The organism is Oligoflexus tunisiensis (assembly GCF_001748245.1).
In the GTDB taxonomy this organism is placed as follows: domain Bacteria; phylum Bdellovibrionota_B; class Oligoflexia; order Oligoflexales; family Oligoflexaceae; genus Oligoflexus; species Oligoflexus tunisiensis.
In genome coordinates this window covers 2,152,626-2,175,193 of the sequence record NZ_BDFO01000001.1, presented here as the reverse complement: position 1 = coordinate 2,175,193, position 22,568 = coordinate 2,152,626, and the positions used below count along the sequence as shown (strand labels likewise).

The window sequence follows — 22,568 nt, the reverse complement described above, 5'->3', positions numbered from 1 at the left end:
AGGGGCGGGAGCATGGATGCTCTGGTCAAGACCGCGATCGAATCATTGGTGAAAAAAATTCTGCCGCTGCTCGAACAGCAGCTGACCGGCGTATTGCATAAACCCGGTGAGCGCCCCACATCTGAACTCACTTACCTGATCAATGAAAGCCGTGAGCTGCTGGATCTCATGTCGAGCTGGACAGCCTTGCATCAGGGCAAGACCATCCCGCAGACGGCAGCGGCCGAACCGGAACTCAGCGATGAGGAAGCCATGAAACTCATGGCGTCGATGGATGAAAAGGCCGCGGATCTGGAGGCGGAACTCACCGAAGAAGAAGCCGTCGCTCTCATGGCGGAAATGGATGACAGCCCCAAAGCGCCAGCGCCCAAGGATGCCGATGAACTCAGCGAAGAAGAAGCCGTCGCTCTCATGGCGGAAATGGATGACAGTCCCAAAACCAAAACGCCAGCGAATGAACTCAGCGATGACGAAGCCGCTGCGCTCCTCGCCGAGATGGATGAAGCCCCGGCTCCCGCTTCCAGCGATGAACTCAGCGATGAGGAAGCAGCCGCTTTGCTTGCTGAAATGGAAGCGCCCGCGAAAAAACCCAATCTGAAAGTCCAAAGCCCGGCTTCAGCCCAGCCCATGGGGGATGATGAGGCCGCGCGTCTTCTGGCGGAGATGGATGATGAACCAACAGCCCCGGCTGCAGCGTCAGCTTCTGCCGCAAAAACCGCCGCTCCGGCTCCGGCCGACCATGCGGGCGATGACGAGGCCTGTCAGGAAATCGCCGAGTGGGAACCCAACGATTTCCAATCCGATCCCTCGATGCTCAGCGACTTTATCACGAACAGTGATGAGCTGATGCAAACGGTGGATGATGCCATTCTGCGTTTGGAACAGAATCCCACCAACAAGGCCATTATCGAGGAAATATTCCGTGCCGCGCATACTCTGAAAGGTGGCTCGGGCATGTTTGGTTTCAAGGGCATCGAGCGCGTGATGCACCGTATGGAAAATCTCTTCGATCTGATCCGTAAGGATAAACTCATCCCCACACCCGAGACGATTGACGTCGTCTTCCAGGGCATCGATCTTTTGCGCCGCCTCCTGCAGGCCGTGAAGGATGGCTCCCCCTGTGGGGTGGAGACCGCTCCGGTGGTCCGGGCGCTCAGCTATGCCGCGAAAGGCAAGGCCATTCCCAAAAAGGGCGCGGCCGCAGCCGCCGCACCATCGCCTGCACCGGCACCCGCGCCCGTGAAAAAGGAAGCCGCCCCGGCTCCAGTCCCTGCCCCTGCTGCAACCAAAGCCGCGGCAACGGCCGCCGCCGGACCGGATGAGGATCGGAAGGATCCCAAGGGCGCGAAGAAAACCGAGCAGTCCACCATCCGTGTGGACCTTGAACGTCTTGATGTTCTGGTCAACCTCGTGGGTGAGCTCGTGATCGACCGCACGCGCTTTGCGAGCATCGAAGAGGATCTGCGGACCAACTTCCCGCAAATCAAACTCGGCAGCAGTTTCTCAGAAACCGTACAGCTCTTCGGCCGCCATATGAATGAGATCCAGGACATCATCATGAAGGTCCGCATGGTGCCTATTGGCAATGCCTTCAACAAATTCACGCGCGTGATCCGTGATCTCTCGCGTTCCCTCAATAAGAAAATCGACCTGATCATCACAGGGGAAGCCGCGGAACTCGACAAAACCCTGGTCGAGCAGATCGGTGATCCATTGATCCACCTGATCCGGAACTCCTGCGATCACGGCATCGAAACGCCTGAGGTTCGCAAGGCGGCTGGGAAAAATCCAACGGGAAAAATTTACCTGTCCGCCCATCAGGAAGGCAATCAGATCGTCATCAAGATCGAGGACGACGGCAAGGGCATGGACCCCGCCGTCATTCGCCGCAAGGCCATCGAAAAAGGATTGATCAGCGAGGAAACTCAGCTCTCCGATCGCGATTGCCTCAACCTTATTTTCGAAGCCGGCTTCTCCACGGCCGATCAGGTCACCAACATCAGCGGCCGCGGTGTGGGCATGGATGTGGTGAAAAAGCAGATCATGAAACTCAAGGGCATGCTGGAACTCGACAGCGCGCCCGGTCGCGGCACCACGATCACCATCCGTCTGCCTCTGACGCTGGCGATCGTCCAGAGCCTTCTGGTTCGTTCCCGCGGCGAAACCTTCGCGATTCCATTGAACTCCGTGATTGAATCCATTCGCATCGCGCCCAAGGACATTCAAAGGGTTGGTGAGGCCGAGGTCTATAAACTCAGGGAGACCGTGCTGCCGCTGATTCACCTGGACGAGGCCATGACGCTGGGCTCCAAGGATGGCAGCATTTCCGATTTGCTCAAAAACAAGGTTTCCCAGAGACGCAATCGCATCAAGAACGACAGGCTCTTTGTGGTGGTGGTTGGCCAACCGGATCGTCCCACCGGCATCGTGGTGGATCAGCTCCTGAATCAGCAGGAGATGGTGATCAAATCCATGGGTCCTCTGATGCGCAATATCCCCTGCGTGGCAGGCGGCGCGGTCCTGGGCCATGGGGAAGTGGTTCTGGTGCTTGATATCCCTGAACTCGAAGCAGCGAGCCGTGGCCGCGCTCGCATGCAGGCTGCCTAAGGAGGTCCCATGAACATCCCTGGTCTGTCACCTGACATGTTGGATTCTGAACACAGCATGTTCGCCATTCGTGGCGACCTGGATGGGGGCAAGGACAATCAGGATTTCACGGCGGTCAAACAGTTCATTGGCCTTTTGCTCGGCAAGGAGGAATTTCTTCTGCCGATCGAAGTCACCAACGAAATCATCATGATGAATCAGTTGACCTTCGTCCCGCGCGCGCCGCGCTTTATCGAAGGTGTCATCAATCTGCGCGGCACCATTCTGCCCGCCATCAATTTGCGCAAGATGATGGGTCTTCCCAATGAAGAGCCGACTTTGCAGAGTCGTATCATCGTCACGCACTACGAAGACGTCGTGGTGGGTCTTATCGTGGATGGGATCACCTACGTTATCTCTCTGAGCGATGACCAGTTGCAGCAACAGGCCCTGCCCAGCCGTGGCAACGGTTCCGAACTGATTTCAACGATCAGCAAGCGAGGCAATCAGGTTAACGGTGTCATCGATATCGCCAAGGTTCTGGCCGAAACCGGGATCGATTACCAGCGCGATGAATTGGACGATCAGTAGGGTAACACCGCAAAATTTTCTCCCGAATAACAACTCCTACCCATGGTGACTGAGGCCACTGGCATGATGAGTGCAGTTGCATTTTCCTGGTTATTGTCCACTTTCTTGGAGGATACTCACTATGGAAAAAATCGCACTACCCCTCTTGATCTCGGCCGGCTGCCTTGTTTTTTCGCATGCTGCCTTCAGCCAGGACACCACGGGCCCAGCCTACAAGACAGCTCCGACGATGGGTGATCGGAACTGGTCGGCGGGTGTGAACCTTTCGTCAACTGCCGTGGACCTGACGGATGAGAATGTGTTCCAGTTCGGAGTCTTCGGCGACCTGTTCACCTCCGAAAGTCTCTCGGTCGGTCTCTCGCTCGATTACTGGGCCGATGAATTCAATTCCTCCGCGGCGCAGCGGGTGGAGCTGGAAAATGTGATTGTCGGTGCCAACGCCAAATTTCACTTTCCTGAATTCGCTCCCGGTTTGAAGCCCTATGCTCTGGCTGGTCTGGCCGCCCATCGCTTTCAGGTGAGCACCAATCGATTTGATGCCAGCACGGACCCTGCCGATGTGCTGTCCGAATACGATCAGGATCTGCAGGATGTGGAGGGCGAATTGGGGGCCGACTTCGGTGCGGGTTTGAACTACAGCCTGCAAACCGCGATGGATGTGGTGGCCGAGCTTCGTTATCGCCGCGTTCTGGACCGGACCCTGGACCTCGATCAGATGAATTACTCCGTTGCCCTTGCATACGCGATGTAATGCGCCAGAAAATTTTGGCAAGGACTTCCTCTCTCTGCGATCCGGCGGGAGAGGATGGAACCGATTTTGCTTGAGCCCCCGGTGGGTCTGCAAAAATGGAGCTCACTATGAATCCGCAAAAACCAGTCAATTTAGACTCTATTGATGAACGATACCAGGCGCCGGTGGATCCCAATCCACCCCGAACGCCACCCCCGTCTCCGCCGCCACCGACGCGGCCACCTCAGCCGGATCAACCCCCTGCGGACGTGCCGCCGATCGTTCCGGCTCCCCCGGAGGCGCCACCCCCATTTCCGCACCCGCATCCGATTCCTGACCCGACAACCCCTGATCCGGGGCCACCCATTATTATGGCATAATGGGATGATCTGGCGGGCGTGACAAGGTCCCGGCTTCTGCCGGGCCCGCTGGAAATGCCATTATTACATAAATAGTCTCGCGGAAGGCAGGAAGGCCTCTGCCAGGAAGAGTTTCTCTTGCCCATTGGGGGTCACAAATGAAATTATGAACCTGAACCAAATGACCTTCGTCCCGCGGGCGCCGCGCTTTATGGAAGGCGTAATCAATTTGCGGGGCACAATCCAGCCCGCAATCAACTTCCGCAAGATGATGGACTGGCCCTTTGCGCGTCGGCACTGTGCGAAGGCAGGGTTCGTGCGAAAACCGGGATTGATGATCAGGCACATAATGAACTGGACGAACCATACGAGACAGCTTTTCCTGGCGCTGGCCCTTGCCCCTTTTGGGGCACAAGGTCTTGCGGCTGCAGAAAAACCACAGACCCATCACGCGGAATATACCCTCTCGATTCCCATCAAGGATGCTGCCATCGTGCGTGATGGCATTATCGGGGAACCTGTCGGCAAACCCAAACGTGGGAAAATCGGACTGAATGAAGTCACCGTCACGGCCCCTGGCTACGGGATGCGACGCCTGCGCTTCTGGTTGAAAGCCGGAGAAAAGGCGACCATCGAGGCCAACCTTGCCAAGCTTCACAGTCACACCGATCCCGAATGGAAATCGCTCGACAAGGTACTGCCGGCTGCACGTGTCAGCAAAATGCCGAGCATCTGCGCCTGGTATCAGGCAAAAACCAATGATGCCGCGGTCTGTCGTCGCCAATCGTTTTTGGAAGACGTGGCGTTCTCCGAGCCGACTCCTTATGCGACGGATGACATGCGGGCCCTGGCCAGTGCAAAAAAATTGTCTGCATTTCGCGAGCTGGTGAACCGCAGCACGGCCATCGATCCGAACCTGGAAGCCCAGGTTGAGGAAATGTTCCGCCTCTTTCCGAGCAACAGTTCCGTCTTTCAATTGAATGCAGCCCTGGCCATGCAGCGTGGTGACTGCCCGCGTGTTCATACCATCTTTGTCGATGCCCAGCAGGTGCTGCCGAACACGTCCCCTTTGCTGCTTTATAAGGCACTCTGCTTTGAAATTCAGGGTCAAACGGAAGCCGCGAGCATGCTGCTCCAGGAATCCCTCAAAAGCAGACGGGTGCCGGCGCCCTACCTCAGCTATCACCTGGGTCGCCTGCAGCTGCAAAAGAAACCGGATGCGGCGCTGGACCTGGCCAACGGCTGCCTGAAAAGTTTCCGCTTTGATCTCGCCTGTCAGGAGCTGGGTCTGATGAGTGCGCGTCTCGCCCAAAAAGTGTACAAGGTGCAGCGCTTCAACCTCGAGGAAGGAACGTTCAAGATCTTCCGCAACCTTGAGGAGGGGCTGCCCAAGGGTCACGCGGAAGCCTTGTTTTTCAGCGTCATCTCTCTGGTGAACAGCTACCCGCACAGCCTGGAATTTTATCTCTTCCTGGCCTGGATTGATTCCGTGCAGAAAATCGGCGGCGGACTCGACTATTACGCGCGCAAGATGCAGGTCGGCGGGATCCTCGCGTCCGGTGGCCTGGATATGGCCATCGAGAGCCTGGAAAAGCAGGACCTTTCCCATCTTCTGCCGGCCGTGTACCGTGCCCGGCTGCGCCATGCGCCTACGGATCCCAATCTTTGGCTGCGTTTGATCCGTGCCTATTCCCGCGCCGGTCAATGTCCGGAGGTTATTCAAACGGTTGAGGAAGGTTCTGGCATTCTTCCGCGTTACAACACGCAGCTCCTGCAAATGGAAGCGAGCTGTTATGTGGAGCTCAATCGACTGGACGATGCTCTGGAGGCTTATCTCAAGGTGCTGACGGCCCAGCCCAACGTCTGGTCCACGTACTATAACCTTGGCTCGACGTATGATCGTCTGAAGAAGCGGAAGGAGGCGCTGGAGAACTACCGATCAGCTCTGCAGCACAATCCGCCGCCGGAGATTCGCGATAACATCAATGCCCGAATTCTGGAGCTGCAAGCGGCTCCGCCTTCCGGCAAAGCCAGAGAAAGAAAGCTTTGAAAGGGGTTCAGGCCTGGGAATTGGACGCGTGGCCGTCATACTTGAACGTGCCATGCATCTTGATGGGAATGACCTCTTCCGTTTCCTCATCCTCATCCAGAAGACCCACCTGCTCGGCTTCAGCCAGCCAGTGGGCGCGATCCGGCAACTCAATCCCGAGCGCGGTCGCATAACCAAGCGACTCCACACCGAGGAAGGCCAGCTCACTGGAATCCGGCATCGACCGCGCGATCGCATAGTTGCGTTCGAGTCCATGACGGTCAAACGCCCGGCAGTAGGTCAGGAGCAGTCCATAGGCCACGTTCTCGTCTTCACCATCGGCAAGACGCGCGGCATGTTGCAGAGACCTCTTGAAGGGCATGCGATAGAAGAGGGAATTGGTGACGAGGCGATATTCATGATTCCGGCGCGGGAATTCATCGATCACCTGCTCGATGATGGCTTCGTCCTGCAAACGGACCAGCGCTTCCTCGGCGAATTCATTCAATTCCGCGAGATCACTCTTCACCAGAGTTTGCAAAATCAAAGGCCCCGCATCCCGACAGTTACGCTGCGAAAGGATCATACAGGCCAAGGCTTTGAGCCAGGGATTGGAATCATCGGTGAGAATATTTTTCAGTTCGGGATTTTGCGGATACGGCCGCCGCGCGACTTCACGCGCCAGCGCTTTCACCGTTTCCTTAATGCGCCTTGGAAACATGGGATATTTTGTGAGAGCCACGGACATGCTCCGGAGCTTTTCCCAGAGACTATCCGAGGAGGCGCGATAAAAACCAATCGCCTCCTTGATCAGTTCATGCTCAATACGCGTTAAATCCGGCAGCCTGAGCAGCGATTTTTCAATCGGCAGGAGCAGGGATGGGGGATGCAATAAAATAAGATCCAGGGCCAATTTATGGCGATCGGATTCCATGGAACGAGCCATTTCCAGGCAGGGGTCCAGGGTCGCGGCATCCAGCGCAAGATGTTCCAAATCACGCCGTTGCCAACCCGAACTGGCCAAGCCACGCTCGCCGAGGCGGGCAATGACACCCAGTGTCAGATCAGCGTCCTGTATCGATGACTCTCCAATCGTTTCAGCCGCAGCTCTCCGGACCAAAAGGTTATCATCACCCAGAAGTCCAGTTAACCACTTCAGCTGAAAAGTCGAAAACGCGCTCATTTTTTGGCTCACTTCTTCAACGTCTGCCGAATCAAGTCGGGCCTTATTTGGTCATAGGCTGAAAGGAAGGTATTGTAAAGTAAATCTACAATGCCGTGATGAGTTTACACCCACATGCGGTGGGCACAGAAAGATGGGGAAAGCCGCATTTTTTTCGAGGTTTAATGCGTTCTGCCCTTACAGGACTTCTGAAGCTCCAGCGGCTCGCACACGCCTTATCTCCTTTTCCCAAAGCATGGGGAAAAGTTGAGAACCTTGACAATCGAAGCATGATACGACGCAAAGCCACGAAAGGGAAGCGCTTGGCTATATGCGCCAACAAGGATAACAAATGTTACTAGGGGTAGAATTCTGAGACAGGTCTGCAATTTGGTTTGGCCGAGTCTGTCCAAGGGATCATTCGGGAATTCTTACCTTTTCCGAAGCATGGGTAATGGACTGATAAGACTATGGAAATCGGTGCAAAAGATCCATGACGCCTCACGGGATTTTAAGAAGAGGAACCGATAAGTCTGTCTATCAGACCATAAGGATTTTTGTGAAGACTCGCAGCTCCATCGCTCTTGCATCCACGGCATTCCTGGCAATGTTGATCCTTATATTAGCGGGCAAATTCTTAAGAATTCAGCTGGATCCTGATACGGATCTTGTCTCTCCATCCATCGACGCGCAAACGATGACAGATCTGGAAAAAGCGACTGTTCATATTTTCAATCTGAAGGGAACACATCTGGGTCGTGGGTTTATGACAGCATCTCAGGAATTGCTGCTTACCGCGGCTCATGTGATCCATGCGGAATGCCCGACTCTGGATTGCCAGGATCTTGCGTTCAAGGTCGTGGATTCCGGATTCCACTTTCGAACATTCGTGATGCTGATCCATAAAATCCACTGCTCGCGTTGGCTGGATATCTGTGCCTTGCATTCAAGCCCCGACGCGTCCCAGGCTGTTTCTGAAATTCACTGGGCTCACGAGAACAAGGAATCCTACCTGGTTCCCTTGGCGAACCGGGACGAACGATGGCTCAAACGAGCTGAATTCAAACGCCTCTCCTCACTGGGGAAACTTTTGACGGTTAACAATCGCTCGGGCTACAGCGGAAGCCCCTTGTTTGATGCGAAGGGTGCCTTATACGGTATTCTGTCCTCGGGCACGGAAACCAATGCGCTCCTTGCTCCAGCGTTTATCATCGCGGATCTCCTGGGCTATGAAGACGCTTATTTTGGTGAGTCCTATGTTATGGGCGGGGATGAGATTCAGGCTGTTCTTTCCTGCAGGGCTGCCAACGGGGATTGTTTCAAGGTGGAAGGGGAGCTGCTGACGAAGCGTTTTATGGCTCTGGCGGGGAATGCTGATGAATGGGAGCTCTTTCTTCAGGACAATTCCATATTCTGGGACGAGTGGTCGGATCAAGCGCCAGCATTTTCCTGGGACGGGTCGTTTTCTGATACCTGGCTGCTGGCGGCATTGAACCAGTATGTCAAGACTCAGGATAAGACGTTACAGGAACACCACCGGAAGGCGATATTAGCGCAATTGGAATCTCAGGATGGCGATCGATATGGGTTCGTTCAGAAGAGACTGAGAGCCTTAAAGCACCCCTAAATTCTGACTTTTCGGTCAGACCCCTCAATTGATTTCAGCTCAAACCAAGGTTCGCCGAAAAAAAAGGATAAGCTGGACGGCCTATTCGGCCGCTGTTGGCTAAACCAGGTCCTACGTTGCATGACTCTTTCTTAGGATATTAGAATGAAAAAGCCACGAATCCTGATTCTTCTTTTGGCCCCTTTGCTGCTCAGTTCCTGTCTTTATCAGCCCCTCAGCCGCAAATTCACTCAATGGTCATCCGATATCTGCGGACGGAAAACCTTTTTCGAGCGCCTTTGCACGGGAGTTGTCGTTCTTCTGATGTTTCCCGTCCATCTGGGTGCCATCCTTATCGATATACCGCTCTCCATGTTGGAATTCTTCTTCGGTTTTGCCCCGTTCAAGGACCCTTTGGTCAAGACATCGTCCATTGACTTCAAGGAGCACCGCTTTCCCGGGGTGAAGGACGGCGAGGAATGGCTGGTCCAGCGCCTGGTTGAGATGCCGGACCGTTTCCATGTGCGGAGGCTGGTTCATAAGCAGCTGATCGAGGAATATGTGATGATGCCTATGGAAGGTGGCCAGCTTAAAGTCTATGCAGGCGCAGACTCAACAGTGAGCCGCTTGATCCCGCGTGAGTACCGCGTCGCAGCACTGCCGGAATCCAATGTTCCGGCACCGGGTCCAGCGGCTCGCTGAATGAATCAAGGGCCGCAAGTTACCTTCGAACTGACGAAGCAGACTTAAGCCGTGCCCAATCCTGCGGGCTCACCCCTGCCGGCTGAATAGGCTGGCTCCTTGTGATTCGATTGGGGCTTTCCTTTGTCCATAAGGCCAAGGAGGCTGCCTGGGCCGCAGGGTATTCGGTTTTGCTTTGCTCCAAGGCCCATCGTTTCGAAACATAAAGGCGACCGCCTTTGCTTTGGTTGAAGACGAAGCGCACGCCCATGACTTGATCCAAAGGAAAAGGCTTCCCATTGACGTCGGGCAATTTGCCAACCATCTCCTGAACCGGCAGACTGATCGTATCAAACAGGAGAGGTATATAGGTATTGAAGGGATCCGTGTTGCGATTCACGATATTTCGCAGAGGCGCAAACTGTCCTGCCTTGAAGGGCATGGATAGATTCCCATCCACATCGACCAGTTGCAGGGAAAAGTCCATCGCCTGGCTGGGACCGCAGTTCTCCTGAGCCAGCACGGGATCGCAGATTTCCCGGCGTGCGATCGGAATGTTGATGGATGCGACCTGAGACAAATCCTTTCCCTGTTCCCAAACATTCGATTGATACCAGGTTTGTTCATTTGGACTGTTCCAGTTGACTTCGGTCAGACTTCTGACGAGTCCCTTGGTAAAAATATCATACTCATTATAATCAGAGCCCACAGACCCCTCCGACGAGACTTCATCCACAATCAAGCCCGTGCCGAAATCCAAAAACTCCCTTTGAATTAACGCCATATCCGCCAATTTTTTAGGCAGGACGTAGCGGGAGTCGAGCAGTCTGTTCAGCGACGGATCCTTTTTGATTCCGACATTCGCACGAAAGAAGGCGGTGACAAAGGCCTGAGCCACAGTTCTTTGCCGCGCCGAGCCTTTCACTCCTTTTAAGGCTGTGGCTTGATAGAGAGCCCCTTCGGTGCTCAAAGGCGCCTTGTAATCCCAGAGTTCCTGTTGATCGCCTTCACAGATCCTGGCATCGGTCGTCTGCCACTCGGTGTTGAAGTAGTTATGGTTGGCTCCTGTCAGAGTCACAATGGAAATCATGGACGTGCTGGATTTCTGAGCCCACATCCTTCGGTAGGGATGGATGCCCTGGAACGCTGTGACATCACCGTCACAGGCTCCAATCATGACGCCCCACGGGACTCCTGGAGCATCAAACGATTTGCCGGACCCGCTATCGATTGGTGCCAGCTCATAGATGGCCCGAACCTGGAATTCGCCAGGCTCTTTGTAAGTATTATAGAAAGCGCGCATGGTGTCGCCTCCCCTCGAGTGTCCCAGAAGACCGAGCTGTTGAAGGTCCAGGGAATTCGCGCGTGCAAAGCCGCTTTTGAGATAGGTGATATGCTTTCTCAGCAGAGCCGCTCGGGCCAAAATATAAGAAGGATCGATCGGGCTGTTGAAGTTATTAATGCCTTGGATGCCGCGATTGGGATTGACCGAGATCACAGCGTAACCATAGCTTGTCAGGACATTCGCCAGGTACTCATAACCTTTATGGCTAGGAGCCTCGATCATACCTGCGGGGCAGGCTCCTGTGAGTCGGAAGTCGTTGTTAATGTCCACTCGCGGATCATTCGGATCGGCAGGGAGGATGCCGCAGCCGCTATGATTACCGGTAAAGACGATAATGGTCGGAAACTTTTCATTGGGATCATTCGACTTGGGAAGATACGCGATGCCCCGGACATCGACAAGGGTTCCATCGGGCATGACATTCGTATCCGCAGCAGCTGGGAGTGCATATTCAAGCGTATCATAACCCTGATAAGGGCCTAATTTGAGTGGGTCCATAGCCACATAAAGATCGCTTTTGATTCTTATCGAACCGAAGTCGAACTTCGGTGACTCGGGTACAGAGTCCATGTTTTTGGGAACATCAGGAGCTTCGGCGGCAGCCTTGGTCACGCTCGTTGAGCCTCGATAGCTTCCTTCGTATTCGGGCTTCTTTCCGCAGCTTTGAACAAGCGTGATGGACACCAGCAAAAGTGCGAACGAGCATCCAGGCCTCATGAGCTTCATGTCGATATCCTTTCCTTCAGGGTTCTGAGTCAGCATTGCAAGAGTGCGAGAGATACTACAAATATCGATCCATCGCTTTCCCCTGGATCTCACTGGAAAAATCAGGCCGTGGCCTGCCCAGGCCGTGGATCGCAGCGGCCGTTCTTCCCCCGGGTGAAGCATATAACTAATTAATATTATTAAGAATAATTCCGTGGTCAAACGTTGAATGGCATTTTCGTTCCCTAAAATCACCAAAGAAGGCTGTATCCGGTCATTATCCAAGGAAAAATTGTCCCGCGAGGGGCAAAGGTGGGCTTCCGTCAGACGCGACAAAATTCTATAATAGCCTCGCATTCATGAGTTTGAGAATTCAAGGCAAGGAGCGCCTGATGAGACTTTGGCAAGTGGTCTTGGTGTGGATCGCACTTTACGCAACCATGGGGTGCAAGCGCCTCTTCTCTCCACAATCGAATTCAGAAACCACCACAGCGACGTCGAGCCAGGACTTTGCATCGGCAGCCGGAAAACCTGATAAAACCTCAGAAGAACCGACGGGCCTGCCGGGGTACCCTCTGCTTTGCGATTGGGCGAAGGCTCCTGCCGAGGATCCTGAGGCACGATTGAACTGCTTTCTGGCCGGTGAGGATAAGAAACCTGTGAAAGAGGCAACCTGGGAGTTCGTCAACAAGCAACCCGCTGTTCAGGTTCGCCTGGAGGCGCAAGCGGATGGGCACCAGTTGGTCATCCTGAATGGTCAAACCGCTAATGCCGTGATGCTGGCCCTGAATGAATTGGAGCTTATCGTTCGTTATCAACTTAACGGCCCAGTCGTGACCCGGGCCCTGGGCCGCGATCTGATCAAATCAGCCCCCGGAGCCATGCGGATAGCGGGGCATTGCCGTGATCTTATGACGATCATGGCGTTCTCTGAAACGGGTGAATACCAATTCACGCAATTCCCACGCTTCGATGGTTGCGAAACCCTGGCCGCAAACCTACTGAACATTCAAGTACCGGATCCAGCGTTCAGCTCACTCCTGCCTCAGTCGCGGACCATCCTTGCCGTCTGTACCGATGGAATTCTGAGTATTTCTGTCAATCAACCTGTCTACCAGGGCACGAACTCCCTGACGCTCAATTCAGCGCGAGCCTGCCAGGATCTGGCGGCGTTTATTAATGCGCAGGCGATTTAACAGGAGTGGGCGTGGACATTGAAGCATCCACGCCTTGTACACAGCCATTGGAAATGCATATCGTTCTTGAAAATCAAGAACGTCTCTGTCCTCGGCTTCCAAGTGTGAATTGCAGGGTGTACCAAATAACTTCACGTATCGGGTTCTTTTACCCTGAAGCGTCGGAAAATTTGGCCGTCCATAGCAGGTCATAAATAACTCAGAGCCGACAACCTTGGTGTATGTCGCGTCGCTGTAATAAACGCGCTCAACTTCATTGGGCGGCAGCCCGGACTCCTAGAGTATTTTATCCAGTCTTAGCGTTCCTATCCTGCGATATTCGTTTGTACCTTCTAAAGGCGGAGCATAGTAGTTTCCGACCATCTGGTTAAGTGATCGACTTAGAAAAAACTGATAAAACGACGGATTTCCATCTCCATCTTCTGAGAATAAATTTGGATTATCTATTTTTTCATCTGTAAAAAAGCTGCTAATTGTACCATGATACTGGCTATGGCTGATGACTTTGCCAGCTTTATCAATAACCTTTACCTCAATATCGCCTACAAATTGTCCTTCGACCTTTTCTCCTGATATTTCTACTTCCGCATCAAAAACAGCTGGCTCTATCGTAAAATAACTACCGTGAGTAGCCATTTTTCCTTGAAACTTACCGACAAATTTCTGAATGTATTCATTGTCTTTTGCCGATAATTGTTTTAGATCTTTTTTATAATTCTTTATCTTTAACGTATCCATACTGAACTTGCTCAAATATTGAGTCAGTTGTTGGTCAGTAATGATCTCAAACATCTCCGGCTCTTTGTCCGAGGCCTGTATTATTCTATCCTGGCCAGGGTGGTCAGCCATGGTTTGCTTGCTTTTCTCTGTTATCTGCTCATGGTTTCTTGGATCAATATCACTATCTATTCCAGCCTTTAACCCCTTTTCTTCATGAGATGATGAATTTTCATCTTTATGAGATTTTGATAGATCAGATACTTTATTTTGAACGACCTCAGAATTCGCCGTTTCATCGGAATTAGGATATGACTTTCCGAGACTATATAAAAGCAACACAGCTAAAGTAATAAAGACGATAGTTCCTGTCTTCTTTTTCATATTGTCTCAATCTCCAAATCGCTTTCCATAAAGGATTTTATGTGTGACATAGTAGTGAGCAAGTCTTCGCAATACACTGATGGATTTCTGAAGTTGTTTGTCTTTGAATTCCATCTATGAGGTAAATATCCACCCCCACAGCTGATATTGAACTGACAGCTAATACATTTACTGTTTAATGTTAAAGCTTCTCTTAATATTTCTTTATATGCATCACTGTCATAAATGTCCTCAATAGAGTTAGTTAATACATTCAGCCCCAGTGATGGTTCAAATCCTTTGCATATTTTTAGAGTATCCAGAAGCATGATTTCGCCATCTGAATCGATCGTGACAATGTTATTCACAGAATAACCAATTGTTTCTACTCTTGAGCCTTTTCCTAATATGGATGATATAATGTTTTCAAAAAATCTAATTCTCCTGCCTTCATTGGCATATTTACTTACCCATACGTCAAATAACCTTTTGTAGTAATTAGAAATATTTTGAGGTTTTTCATCGTGGGTTATGTCAGGAATAAGGATGTCCAATCCTATCAAATTCAATTCTTCAAAAAAAAATTTGAGCGCGATCTCTGGATCAGACGCGGGATCACATACGCTTAAAATTCCAAAGGGAACGTCATTATCCCTCAACAATTTTAGACCTTTGATTATCTTATCAAAGCTGCCACATCCTTTAAAATCTCTTCTTGATGAATCATGAACTTCCTTTGGCCCATCAATAGATATTCCTAAGCTCACATTATATGTTTTGAATGTTTCGCACCAATCCCGTGTTATCAAAGTTCCATTTGTCTGGATGGATGTTCGTATTGGAACGCTTGTATCGATGGACAGGGTTCTTATTTTCTCAAGTAATGCTTTTGTCCGTTTCAAACCCAAAAGCATAGGCTCTCCGCCGTGCAATGCCAAAGTAAAACAATCAACACCTGAAGAGATAATGTAATCTCCAAGTTTGGCAAGAAGGACATCTTCAACATCTACCGGCATGACTGATGGTTTTGAAAAAGCAGTTTTATCTTGAAACCAATAGCAGTAGGTACAGGCCAAGTTACACCTATTGGCTACTTTTAGAATAAGCGTTTTCACTTGAAATTGAGAGTATACTTGATCCCATGTCACATTCATATCTTATATTCCCGTGGAAAAACAAACCGCGAGGCAACAAGCCGAATCCCCTGTTCATCCAAGATCCGCCTCTGAAAGATGCGATCTTAAAATGAAGCATGCTGTCGCTGTCGTTCCCGTAGCTAGGGTCACTTGCTCACCCTTCGCGGCGTGCATTACATCCTCGGCAACATGCTTCGAATACTTGGGGTTCTCGGATATACTGCTACTTCGTTGTTTGCCCCTTCTCTACTGCTAATTTGCAAATTGCTTCATTACAAAAAGTTTCTTTTGAATAACTACCACCACCTGTTACAGACCCCGAAATAGGCCCCTTCCCACCGGTAACACCACCATTACCTTCTGACTTGCTGTGACATTTGGCACAAGGATCAGCATATGCCGTGTGGCTTTCCTCTATTAGACTGAGCAGTTTGCTTAAACTGCCTGAACGGGAGAGCAATCTTTCAGCTGACTCAGGAATGCTTGGATAAATACCATTCGCTAATGCAAAAATCGCGGCTACAGACAGTGTTTTCTTGCTCATTCACGACTCCATGTTGATCAGATTACAATCCTTTAATGCAATAATATAAAAGTATTGCAAGATTCCTATTAACCTATAGACCTCAGCCTTTCAAGCCTCTTATAAGCCTTTCTTGGGCATACTGTTAAAAAACGTTTTCAAAAGACGACTGTTAATAGAGATGAAACTCACAATGAATAGTCAGTCACGAGGATTTGCCTAATGATACTGGGAACAATCTGCAAAAGTAATTGCTGAACGTTAGGCGTATGGAGAGCTTCTATCATACGCTAAAGATTGAGCGTGTTCTTTCTTTGGGACTTTAAGAGTATCAAAAGATGCTAAACCAAGCCACTTTGAGTATTTCGAGGGGCGGTGGAGAACAGCCTTACAGGAAAATTCTGCGGCAGGCTGACTTCAATGGTCAGTTTATTAATGAAGACTTTGTTGGGAAAATCAGCATCGTGCTCAAGGACAGCAGAGGCTCAACCCTCACTCAGAGTGAATCCGGCAATAGCAATCTAGGCAGGGTTGTCCGGTATGATCCCAAGCTTCGTTCCATGTTGATCAGATTTCACAGGAAATCGTGATATATCTTTCGAATCTTTGAGACCGATTCCAAGGTTTTCCTTCTGGGAAATATCTATGACGACACCCCGGAACGCGGCTTCAGGATCTTTGGACGTTTCATTAGCTATAGGATGTGAGTACGGAATCAGTCGATAAGCTCCCGCTGGATGGCATTATCAAGATTCCGGATCCACGAATTGTAATTCTTGTGAATTTGCCCTTGATAGTAGTCCAGGTTCTGGCTGGATTCGTAGTTGATGCTGTATTCCTTCTCTTTGAACGCAATCAGTACAACCGCCTGGTGGCTTCGTATGTTCAGAGTTCCCCGAATGGTCCCGAGGCTTATCACGTTCATCTTCCAACCCAGCCCAAGACCTGAAGTGGCCTCATTTCGCCTGTATCTCAGCGGCCAGCATCCCGAGGCGGCGTCTTTTGCCATCGAGCGTGCTGCGAAGGCTAGTCGATCGCCCTTGATTGATATAAATTTTAGCCCGTTTTGGCAAGAGAAGGCGCTGGCCGTTAAAAAGCCCTGTTTCCCAGGCGTCGAAGTGAATAAGAAGCCTAATCGTCGCCTCCTGCCACCAAAATTGCTTCGCCATAGGCAGATTACTATACGTCATTTCAAGGCCTAACTTTTACAGGGACTGGAGCTTGGTCACCCCGTTGACCGCGCTATTGCTTCGGGAACTTTGCACGCAGTATCTTGCCGAACGATCCGCTGTGTTCCTGCGCCAAAGGTTATTCCCATGCTGCGATAAAAAAGCTCATGCCTTATCACTTCCCGAATGATAATGAGCGATACCTTGCGAAGTTAGCCCATATCACAAGTGGGGTCGCCGTCCCACTTCGCTCTTTTAAGGTGCTTGGCGACATACTGACGATTTTGCCGGGAAAAGAATGGGGGAGGCACATTATCCTCCGTCTTTGGCAGCGACCTGTACCAACTCGCAATCATAGTCTATTGCAAAAAAACGTTCTCCAGGGCTCAACCAGCTGCAATAAAACCTGACAACAACAGTGCCGTCTGCTAAAAACAATCCCGAGAATGTTAAGCCAAAAAGACATGAACAGCATAACGCAAACCGGGTTCAACACATGAGAAATTTCAGTCTGCTTTGTCTTGTCGCTTCGCTCCTCTTGTCCTGTTCGCTAGTGAACAATCATATTGATGAAGACGTCTTGGAATGCGGCCCTGAAGCCGAAGATAAGGGCGCGTCCTGGGTCAGAATTTTGAGTCAGGATGGTTCGCCTTTAAGCTACGAACAGGTGCAACACCTCGATGTTGATTTTGTCGGCAAAGATGCTGCCGGGTATATGCCCAGTCTGAGCAGCAAAGGATGTATCAGGCTTTCATCTCACTCCGGCCTCCTCTCTGTGCGCGCTCCCAACCTAGTTCAAGTCTATAGTGGAACGATTGAACCACAGGCTCTCCAAACGGTACGTTTGCAAGCCTATCCAAAGATGGAAGCACAGCTCAACTGTCCCATGAGCGGGATGTTCGCTCATAAAAGTTTTCCCAATGTCTGGACCTTAAGAGCGAGCGGCAACACCGCTGCGACAGCTTTTGCGATCAAAGCTGAGAATGTCACCACCAAGACTGTTTTTTCCCTTTATACGAAGGGTCGCGGCAAGCCTTTGGACGACGTCCCGAGCCGCCTTTCGACCATCGATCTCCCTGAAGGAATGTATCGCCTGGAAGCCGAATATAGCGACCCTGCTGATGGCTGGCAGGCCCCGCCGCGCCTTCTCAATCGAGGCCAGGAATGTCTGCTGACCGTCTTGCATCAACCACCAAACCTGCCTGAGCATACGGCTTTGGCCAAAGTTAAGACCAATGAAATCGTACCTTGGAATCCGCAAGGACGGGAGGATATGTTCAGCTGTCTGGAAGAGGCAGGGGCAACATCGAATGATACCAGCTGTCGCGCGGCGGGTGCCTGCGGCGAACCCAAAAACTTTAAAGCCGGGTCCACCTATGCTCCGAGCAAGGCAGGCGTCTATAGGGGATTCTATTTCGTGCAGGACAAGGCTGGCAACCGGAGCACTGAAGCCTGTCAAACACTGATCGTGAGCAGCGAAGCACCTCACCTCAAAGTCTTATGGGACACCGACAAATGGAATCGGGATCCTTCGGTGATGGATTTTCCTTCACCTTCGGCTCGGGCTCATATCTATACGCAACACGCGGTCTTAAGCGAGGCAGAAGTCGAAGCTTCGCTGCAATGCAAAGTCGATTTCATAGTCCAGGGCAAGGCTCTGATCACGGGGGAAAACGTAACCTGTGAAAGCGGTCGTTGCAAGGATATGCCGATGAAGGACTTTGTCCCTTGTGACAGAGTGATTGATCTTTCGCTGACCACAGTATGGTCACAATGGAATATCAGCTCTTCGGTCATGCGCTTGCACGTCAAGGCTGATGACGGCGCCGGGCACGTTGCCGCAACCATGCGAACGATCGGAATCAACGAAAGTCGTTGGCAAATAGATGAATTCATCTATAACCCCGGGGATGCCATGGAGGAACCCAGCAAGATAATACCTCTCAAGGGTGGTGGCTTCCTTTTCCTTGGCAAGCAAAATAGTTTTGCCCGCTGGCGGGACGGTCAGTGGACACCGATACCGGGCCTCGTTGCGGTCTCCAAGTACGTGAAGGCCTATGGAACGCCTGATGGATCGGCCTGGGGTATTTGGCAGAGAGCGCCTTCTGATGATCAGGAGGATCCTGGAGAGACCTTCGTTGGTCGCCTGGAAGACGATCACTGGATACCATTTGTAACTCTCAAAGGCCTTTTCAAGGTCTTCGAGACCCCTGGCATGAGCACCCCGTATTTGCAAAGTGCTACTCAGCTCGTGCACCTGCGGCCATCGGGTCCCATCGTTATGCCATTGCCTCCTGGCAACTTGGAGCCGAATATCAGTTCTATTGAAGCCATGCTTTATCAGAGAGGACCTCTTTACGATCGAACACGAGATAAAACCTATTACGTGACGGATGATCAGATATTTGTCTATCGCGGCACGCAATGGGAAATTGTCGAGGGATATGACAAGCCGGCCAACGAACGCTATCATTTTGCCCTTATTGATACCAAAGGCCGTATCCTGGCAAGTCTTGCCCTGGTGGGGAGCTCGACCTCCACACAGTCCAACAAGATTGCGGTCATCGATCCTATAAAGAAGTCATCAAGAATCCATCAGTTTAGAAAGGTCAACGGATATACCCCCCAAGGCGATGAAGTATATTACCCCAACTTCAGGTTACAGCATGCTTCCGTCTTCTCACAGGATTCGACCGGAACCATCCGGGCCGGTTTTGCCTACTGGGACGTGAATCGAGACACGTGGATGGATGGCCAGGCTGAGAATCGCGCATTCGTGAAGGATCCATTGTTTCCATACTCCGCGCGAACGAGCAATACCACTCCGCTTTGGTCATTTTATGAAAAAGATATTGGGCCTATTGTTCATACAGGTAAAGACGTCTTCTTGTTGCCTGAGCATGTGCTGGGACGAATCTACATTAATAGTGTGGACAGGGATTTGGCCAATGGCGATCTCTATTGGATAGGAAAGTCAGTACAGACCGGCAAATACTCCGTTCAGCGGATTAAGAAACGGCGAAGTTACTTGGCCAATTTCTTTCCCTCGAATGTTAGTAAGAGTTTCTGGGCTGACATGTGGCTTTCGACGGATGGACACATCCGAGCGAGGTCCACTGGCTATGAGAACGTGTGGAAATTCCACAACAACAGTTGGGAATCGCTTCCTTTTTTTGTCGACGAGTCCGTGAGTGTCACTAGAGCCGTTGAGTTGGACAACGGTGATGTGGTTTTCGTCACCGACGGAGGTGTTCGCTTGGCACGTGGTGGCAAGCAGCCTTATGTGTCCTTATCGAATGAAAAAAAACCTCTGACATTGAGCCAAGGGATCTTCAAGGATGATCACGGACAAGCTTGGTATCGAAACCAGAATTCTGATTACGGACGCAGGATACTCCGCATTCAGGACGAAAAGGTCCAGAATTTTACACTGCCATCGGAGGCTCATACTATCACGGGTCTGTTCTTTGTGGATGGCTTGGCTGTTGTTTCGACTCGGAGCTTTGAGTTTTACGGAAAGTCGGCGAGAGGCGAAGACGGCTTCGTGAAGCTTGACCCAACGAGATTGGGGCTTCAAGATTTTGTGAGCCATCGGGATCCCGCAGAGGAGCTGCACATCAGCCAGTTGCCAGCTGGAGACCTTGTCCTGCAGACATGCAATAAGCCTTCGCATGACCCTTTAACCAACTGCGAGCGGACGGGGAGCTCCCTTTGGAGAAAACGAGATCATTCCATTCAAGCCTTCGACCTTCCTTGGTCTCAGATAGTCTTTGATATTGATAACAGCTTCGATACGACACCGGCGGGAGATCTGGTAGCACCAGGAATTCGTGGCGATCCGAAACTCTATAAACTGGTCAACGGTCAATGGGAAACACTTGTTGATGTGAGATTGGAACAACCATCACTCCCGACTGACTCAGCTGACTCGTATATCAGCTACTATTTTTTTGATAAAGACGGACGTATTTGGATCGCTATGAGTGATCCCTTTAATGTGCTCGTGTACGATCCTTAAGGCGAATATTTTAAGCTGAATAGGATCCAAAGCCAATAAACTGGAGGCGGCTGCGCAGGCCTTCGTGACGTCGCTAGGCTCCGATTTCAGGAGTGAAAGTCTTGCTGAATAAAGCCTTCATGTGCTGGGCTATGTTTACTGCAATCGCTGAGTACTTTACTTCGTTGTAGAGGCAAAAGGGGCCCATAACTGGGCCCCTAATAAAGTCTTAAAATGAGTTTGGCATGTTCGTCACTGTTATTCGCAGGATTCAGTCACTTCGACAAAAACCAAAGCCTGAGGTGTTTCATCAATTCTGCGAACAGTAAAAGTTTTCAAAACTTTGCCGTTTTCATCTGTTACTTGAACTGTAGTTACGTCCAATAGGTCTGAAAATTCGTCGTCTGGGATAAACTTCAGATCTTCAGGAATATCGGTTTCTTTCTCGAAATCTTTCGCGCTCAATGGCAGCAGCGTAAACCGTTGCAATTCAGTTTGCTCTAGAAGATGCGAAGTGAGCTGCAGACGGGTTTTGCCCATTCCTCCACCACCTGCGATAACGCCAGCAGTAGCAGACAAGGAGAAAGCCAAACCCATAACGACCATTAATTTTGCGACGAATTTCATTTCTGGACCCCTTCAGCTTTAGTGATCTGGGCATCAAACCGACCGCATACAATGCTTAGAAACATTCGATGCTTTCCCCATTTGGTCGGATCTTTTCTTAGTGCTTCGACCTTGGCAAAAGCCTCTTTCACAATAGAAAGGACTTCCTGAGCACCCTGATCATTATAACCTTCCACAAAGTTGACTATTCCTGAATACTTATCTGCAGCCTGGAAACTATCCAAGTTGTAGCGTATTGTTTGGCGGGCTTGCTCTTCGTTTGAGCCCATAGTTTCGAACAACAGATCTTTAATTGTTCCGTCTCGGCGCTCAGCGAGGATTTCTTCCTCCAGCAGAAGGTCGAGCGCTTCCACTCCGACACGCCCGTACGTTTCTTTTACTTCAGTACGGGTCGTACCCAGAGCTGTCGAAGCCATCGAATGCACAAGATAGAGCATCTTCGTCTGAAGCACCAGGTCCAGAGCTTTATCCAGTTTGGATTCATTTTCAACAAAATTCTTATCCTGCTCAATCAGCGGAGAAAAGTTCGGAAAATGCTCCACTAAGATCGACTTAGCTTCATCCGGCGCCACAACTTTCAATATCTGATAAGCGTTCCGAAAGGTGCAGTTATGCGCCTCGCGGCTGATGATTCGATACACTGAGCTATAAGGCAACCCCACGCGCTGGGAAAGCCAACGCACGCTTTCATCCCGGGGCTCTATATAGGCCATCATCTTTTCACGGAGAATGTCGCAAATACCGTGTTTCATGTGTTCCGTCCTATTCCCATCTGTCTATTGAGGAGGATTCACTTTGGTTTAACATATCCCCTAGCGCCTGTGTTTTGTCAAGCCTGGAGTCGAGCCGATAAACCGCGTGAAACCCTTGAAATCAATGCGTTTGGTTGCCACGATGAAGTGAGTGCCTCTCACCGTGATGAACTGATCTTGTGAAAGTAAACGCCGTCGTTAACCGCCACGAAAGATTATGTAAGTCCAGGCACTTGGAAACGCTTGCAGCCTCCTTCAACTCATGCCACAGTCCACCGCAGATTCGGGCAACAT

19 protein-coding genes are annotated in these 22,568 nt (G+C 51.0%); 8 read left to right on the top strand and 11 right to left on the bottom strand.

The genetic code is table 11. From position 1 onward, the window contains the following. The first annotated feature begins 12 nt into the window (after positions 1-12). The 3 genes from OLTU_RS09465 to OLTU_RS09455 all read left to right on the top strand — a co-directional run bounded on the left by OLTU_RS09465 (position 13) and on the right by OLTU_RS09455 (position 3,928). Positions 13-2,607 carry a chemotaxis protein CheA gene (locus tag OLTU_RS09465; protein ID WP_141732516.1) on the top strand — a complete coding sequence of 865 codons (2,595 nt, stop codon included), beginning with the start codon at positions 13-15 and terminating at the stop codon, positions 2,605-2,607. A gap of 9 nt (positions 2,608-2,616) precedes the next feature. Beyond that, positions 2,617-3,177 carry a chemotaxis protein CheW gene (locus OLTU_RS09460; protein ID WP_141732515.1) on the top strand — a complete coding sequence of 187 codons (561 nt, stop codon included), beginning with the start codon at positions 2,617-2,619 and terminating at the stop codon, positions 3,175-3,177. Positions 3,178-3,298: 121 nt separating this feature from the next. Beyond that, entirely contained in the window at positions 3,299-3,928 is a 630-nt protein-coding gene (locus tag OLTU_RS09455; RefSeq protein WP_141732514.1) for an outer membrane beta-barrel protein, read from the top strand. Positions 3,929-4,066: 138 nt separating this feature from the next. Here the strand turns inward: OLTU_RS09455 and OLTU_RS32875 are convergent, their stop codons facing one another. Further along, positions 4,067-4,270 carry a hypothetical protein gene (locus OLTU_RS32875; protein ID WP_218109943.1) on the bottom strand — a complete coding sequence of 68 codons (204 nt, stop codon included), beginning with the start codon at positions 4,268-4,270 and terminating at the stop codon, positions 4,067-4,069. Between the two features lie 84 nt (positions 4,271-4,354). Between OLTU_RS32875 and OLTU_RS09445 the strand changes: the two genes are divergently transcribed. Continuing rightward, a complete protein-coding gene (locus OLTU_RS09445) occupies positions 4,355-6,316 on the top strand; it encodes a chemotaxis protein CheW (RefSeq protein ID WP_369696378.1) in 1,962 nt (653 codons plus the stop codon). A 7-nt stretch (positions 6,317-6,323) separates the two neighbouring features. Here the strand turns inward: OLTU_RS09445 and OLTU_RS09440 are convergent, their stop codons facing one another. Beyond that, positions 6,324-7,478, bottom strand: coding sequence for a hypothetical protein (locus OLTU_RS09440; RefSeq protein WP_141732511.1), 1,155 nt, complete (start codon positions 7,476-7,478; stop codon positions 6,324-6,326). A 538-nt stretch (positions 7,479-8,016) separates the two neighbouring features. Here OLTU_RS09440 and OLTU_RS09435 point away from each other — a divergent pair. Together OLTU_RS09435 and OLTU_RS09430 are read left to right on the top strand one after the other, a co-directional pair. Beyond that, the gene (locus OLTU_RS09435; RefSeq protein ID WP_141732510.1) at positions 8,017-9,084 is read left to right on the top strand and encodes a hypothetical protein; all 1,068 of its coding nucleotides are present in this window, start codon (positions 8,017-8,019) and stop codon (positions 9,082-9,084) included. A gap of 144 nt (positions 9,085-9,228) precedes the next feature. After that, positions 9,229-9,765, top strand: a complete 537-nt coding sequence (locus OLTU_RS09430; protein ID WP_141732509.1) for a hypothetical protein — start codon at positions 9,229-9,231, stop codon at positions 9,763-9,765. Positions 9,766-9,784: 19 nt separating this feature from the next. On the opposite strand, the gene OLTU_RS09425 is transcribed toward OLTU_RS09430, so the two are convergent. Continuing rightward, complete coding sequence (locus OLTU_RS09425) at positions 9,785-11,815, bottom strand: alpha/beta hydrolase (RefSeq protein ID WP_141732508.1); 2,031 nt, start codon at positions 11,813-11,815, stop codon at positions 9,785-9,787. A gap of 371 nt (positions 11,816-12,186) precedes the next feature. Here OLTU_RS09425 and OLTU_RS09420 point away from each other — a divergent pair, with 371 nt between their 5' ends. Beyond that, positions 12,187-12,990 (top strand): hypothetical protein, encoded by an 804-nt coding sequence (locus OLTU_RS09420; RefSeq protein WP_141732507.1) that lies wholly within the window; start codon positions 12,187-12,189, stop codon positions 12,988-12,990. Here the strand turns inward: OLTU_RS09420 and OLTU_RS33155 are convergent. The 6 genes from OLTU_RS33155 to OLTU_RS32285 all read right to left on the bottom strand — a co-directional run bounded on the left by OLTU_RS33155 (position 12,937) and on the right by OLTU_RS32285 (position 16,898). Then, a complete protein-coding gene (locus tag OLTU_RS33155) occupies positions 12,937-13,257 on the bottom strand; it encodes a DUF6289 family protein (protein WP_369696377.1) in 321 nt (106 codons plus the stop codon). The genes OLTU_RS09420 and OLTU_RS33155 overlap by 54 nt on opposite strands. 9 nt (positions 13,258-13,266) lie before the next feature. Then, positions 13,267-14,091: a hypothetical protein gene (locus OLTU_RS09415; protein ID WP_141732506.1), complete on the bottom strand. Its 825-nt coding sequence runs from the start codon at positions 14,089-14,091 to the stop codon at positions 13,267-13,269. Continuing rightward, on the bottom strand, positions 14,088-15,224 hold the full coding sequence (locus OLTU_RS09410) for a radical SAM protein (RefSeq protein WP_141732505.1): 1,137 nt from the start codon (positions 15,222-15,224) through the stop codon (positions 14,088-14,090). Before OLTU_RS09410 ends, OLTU_RS09415 begins: the two co-directional genes overlap by 4 nt. A gap of 205 nt (positions 15,225-15,429) precedes the next feature. Further along, entirely contained in the window at positions 15,430-15,750 is a 321-nt protein-coding gene (locus tag OLTU_RS09405; protein ID WP_141732504.1) for a hypothetical protein, read from the bottom strand. Positions 15,751-16,444: 694 nt separating this feature from the next. Next, positions 16,445-16,654: a hypothetical protein gene (locus OLTU_RS09400; RefSeq protein WP_218109942.1), complete on the bottom strand. Its 210-nt coding sequence runs from the start codon at positions 16,652-16,654 to the stop codon at positions 16,445-16,447. 31 nt (positions 16,655-16,685) lie between these two features. Then, the gene (locus OLTU_RS32285; RefSeq protein ID WP_141732502.1) at positions 16,686-16,898 is read right to left on the bottom strand and encodes a hypothetical protein; all 213 of its coding nucleotides are present in this window, start codon (positions 16,896-16,898) and stop codon (positions 16,686-16,688) included. Between the two features lie 496 nt (positions 16,899-17,394). On the opposite strand from OLTU_RS32285, the gene OLTU_RS09390 reads away from it, so the two are divergent. Further along, the gene (locus OLTU_RS09390) at positions 17,395-20,916 is read left to right on the top strand and encodes a hypothetical protein (RefSeq protein ID WP_141732501.1); all 3,522 of its coding nucleotides are present in this window, start codon (positions 17,395-17,397) and stop codon (positions 20,914-20,916) included. A gap of 237 nt (positions 20,917-21,153) precedes the next feature. Here OLTU_RS09390 and OLTU_RS09385 read toward each other — a convergent pair whose 3' ends face one another. Continuing rightward, on the bottom strand, positions 21,154-21,522 hold the full coding sequence (locus OLTU_RS09385) for a hypothetical protein (protein ID WP_141732500.1): 369 nt from the start codon (positions 21,520-21,522) through the stop codon (positions 21,154-21,156). Next, a complete protein-coding gene (locus OLTU_RS09380; RefSeq protein ID WP_141732499.1) occupies positions 21,519-22,274 on the bottom strand; it encodes a hypothetical protein in 756 nt (251 codons plus the stop codon). The genes OLTU_RS09385 and OLTU_RS09380 overlap by 4 nt, the downstream gene beginning before the upstream one ends. Positions 22,275-22,568: the final 294 nt, after the last annotated feature.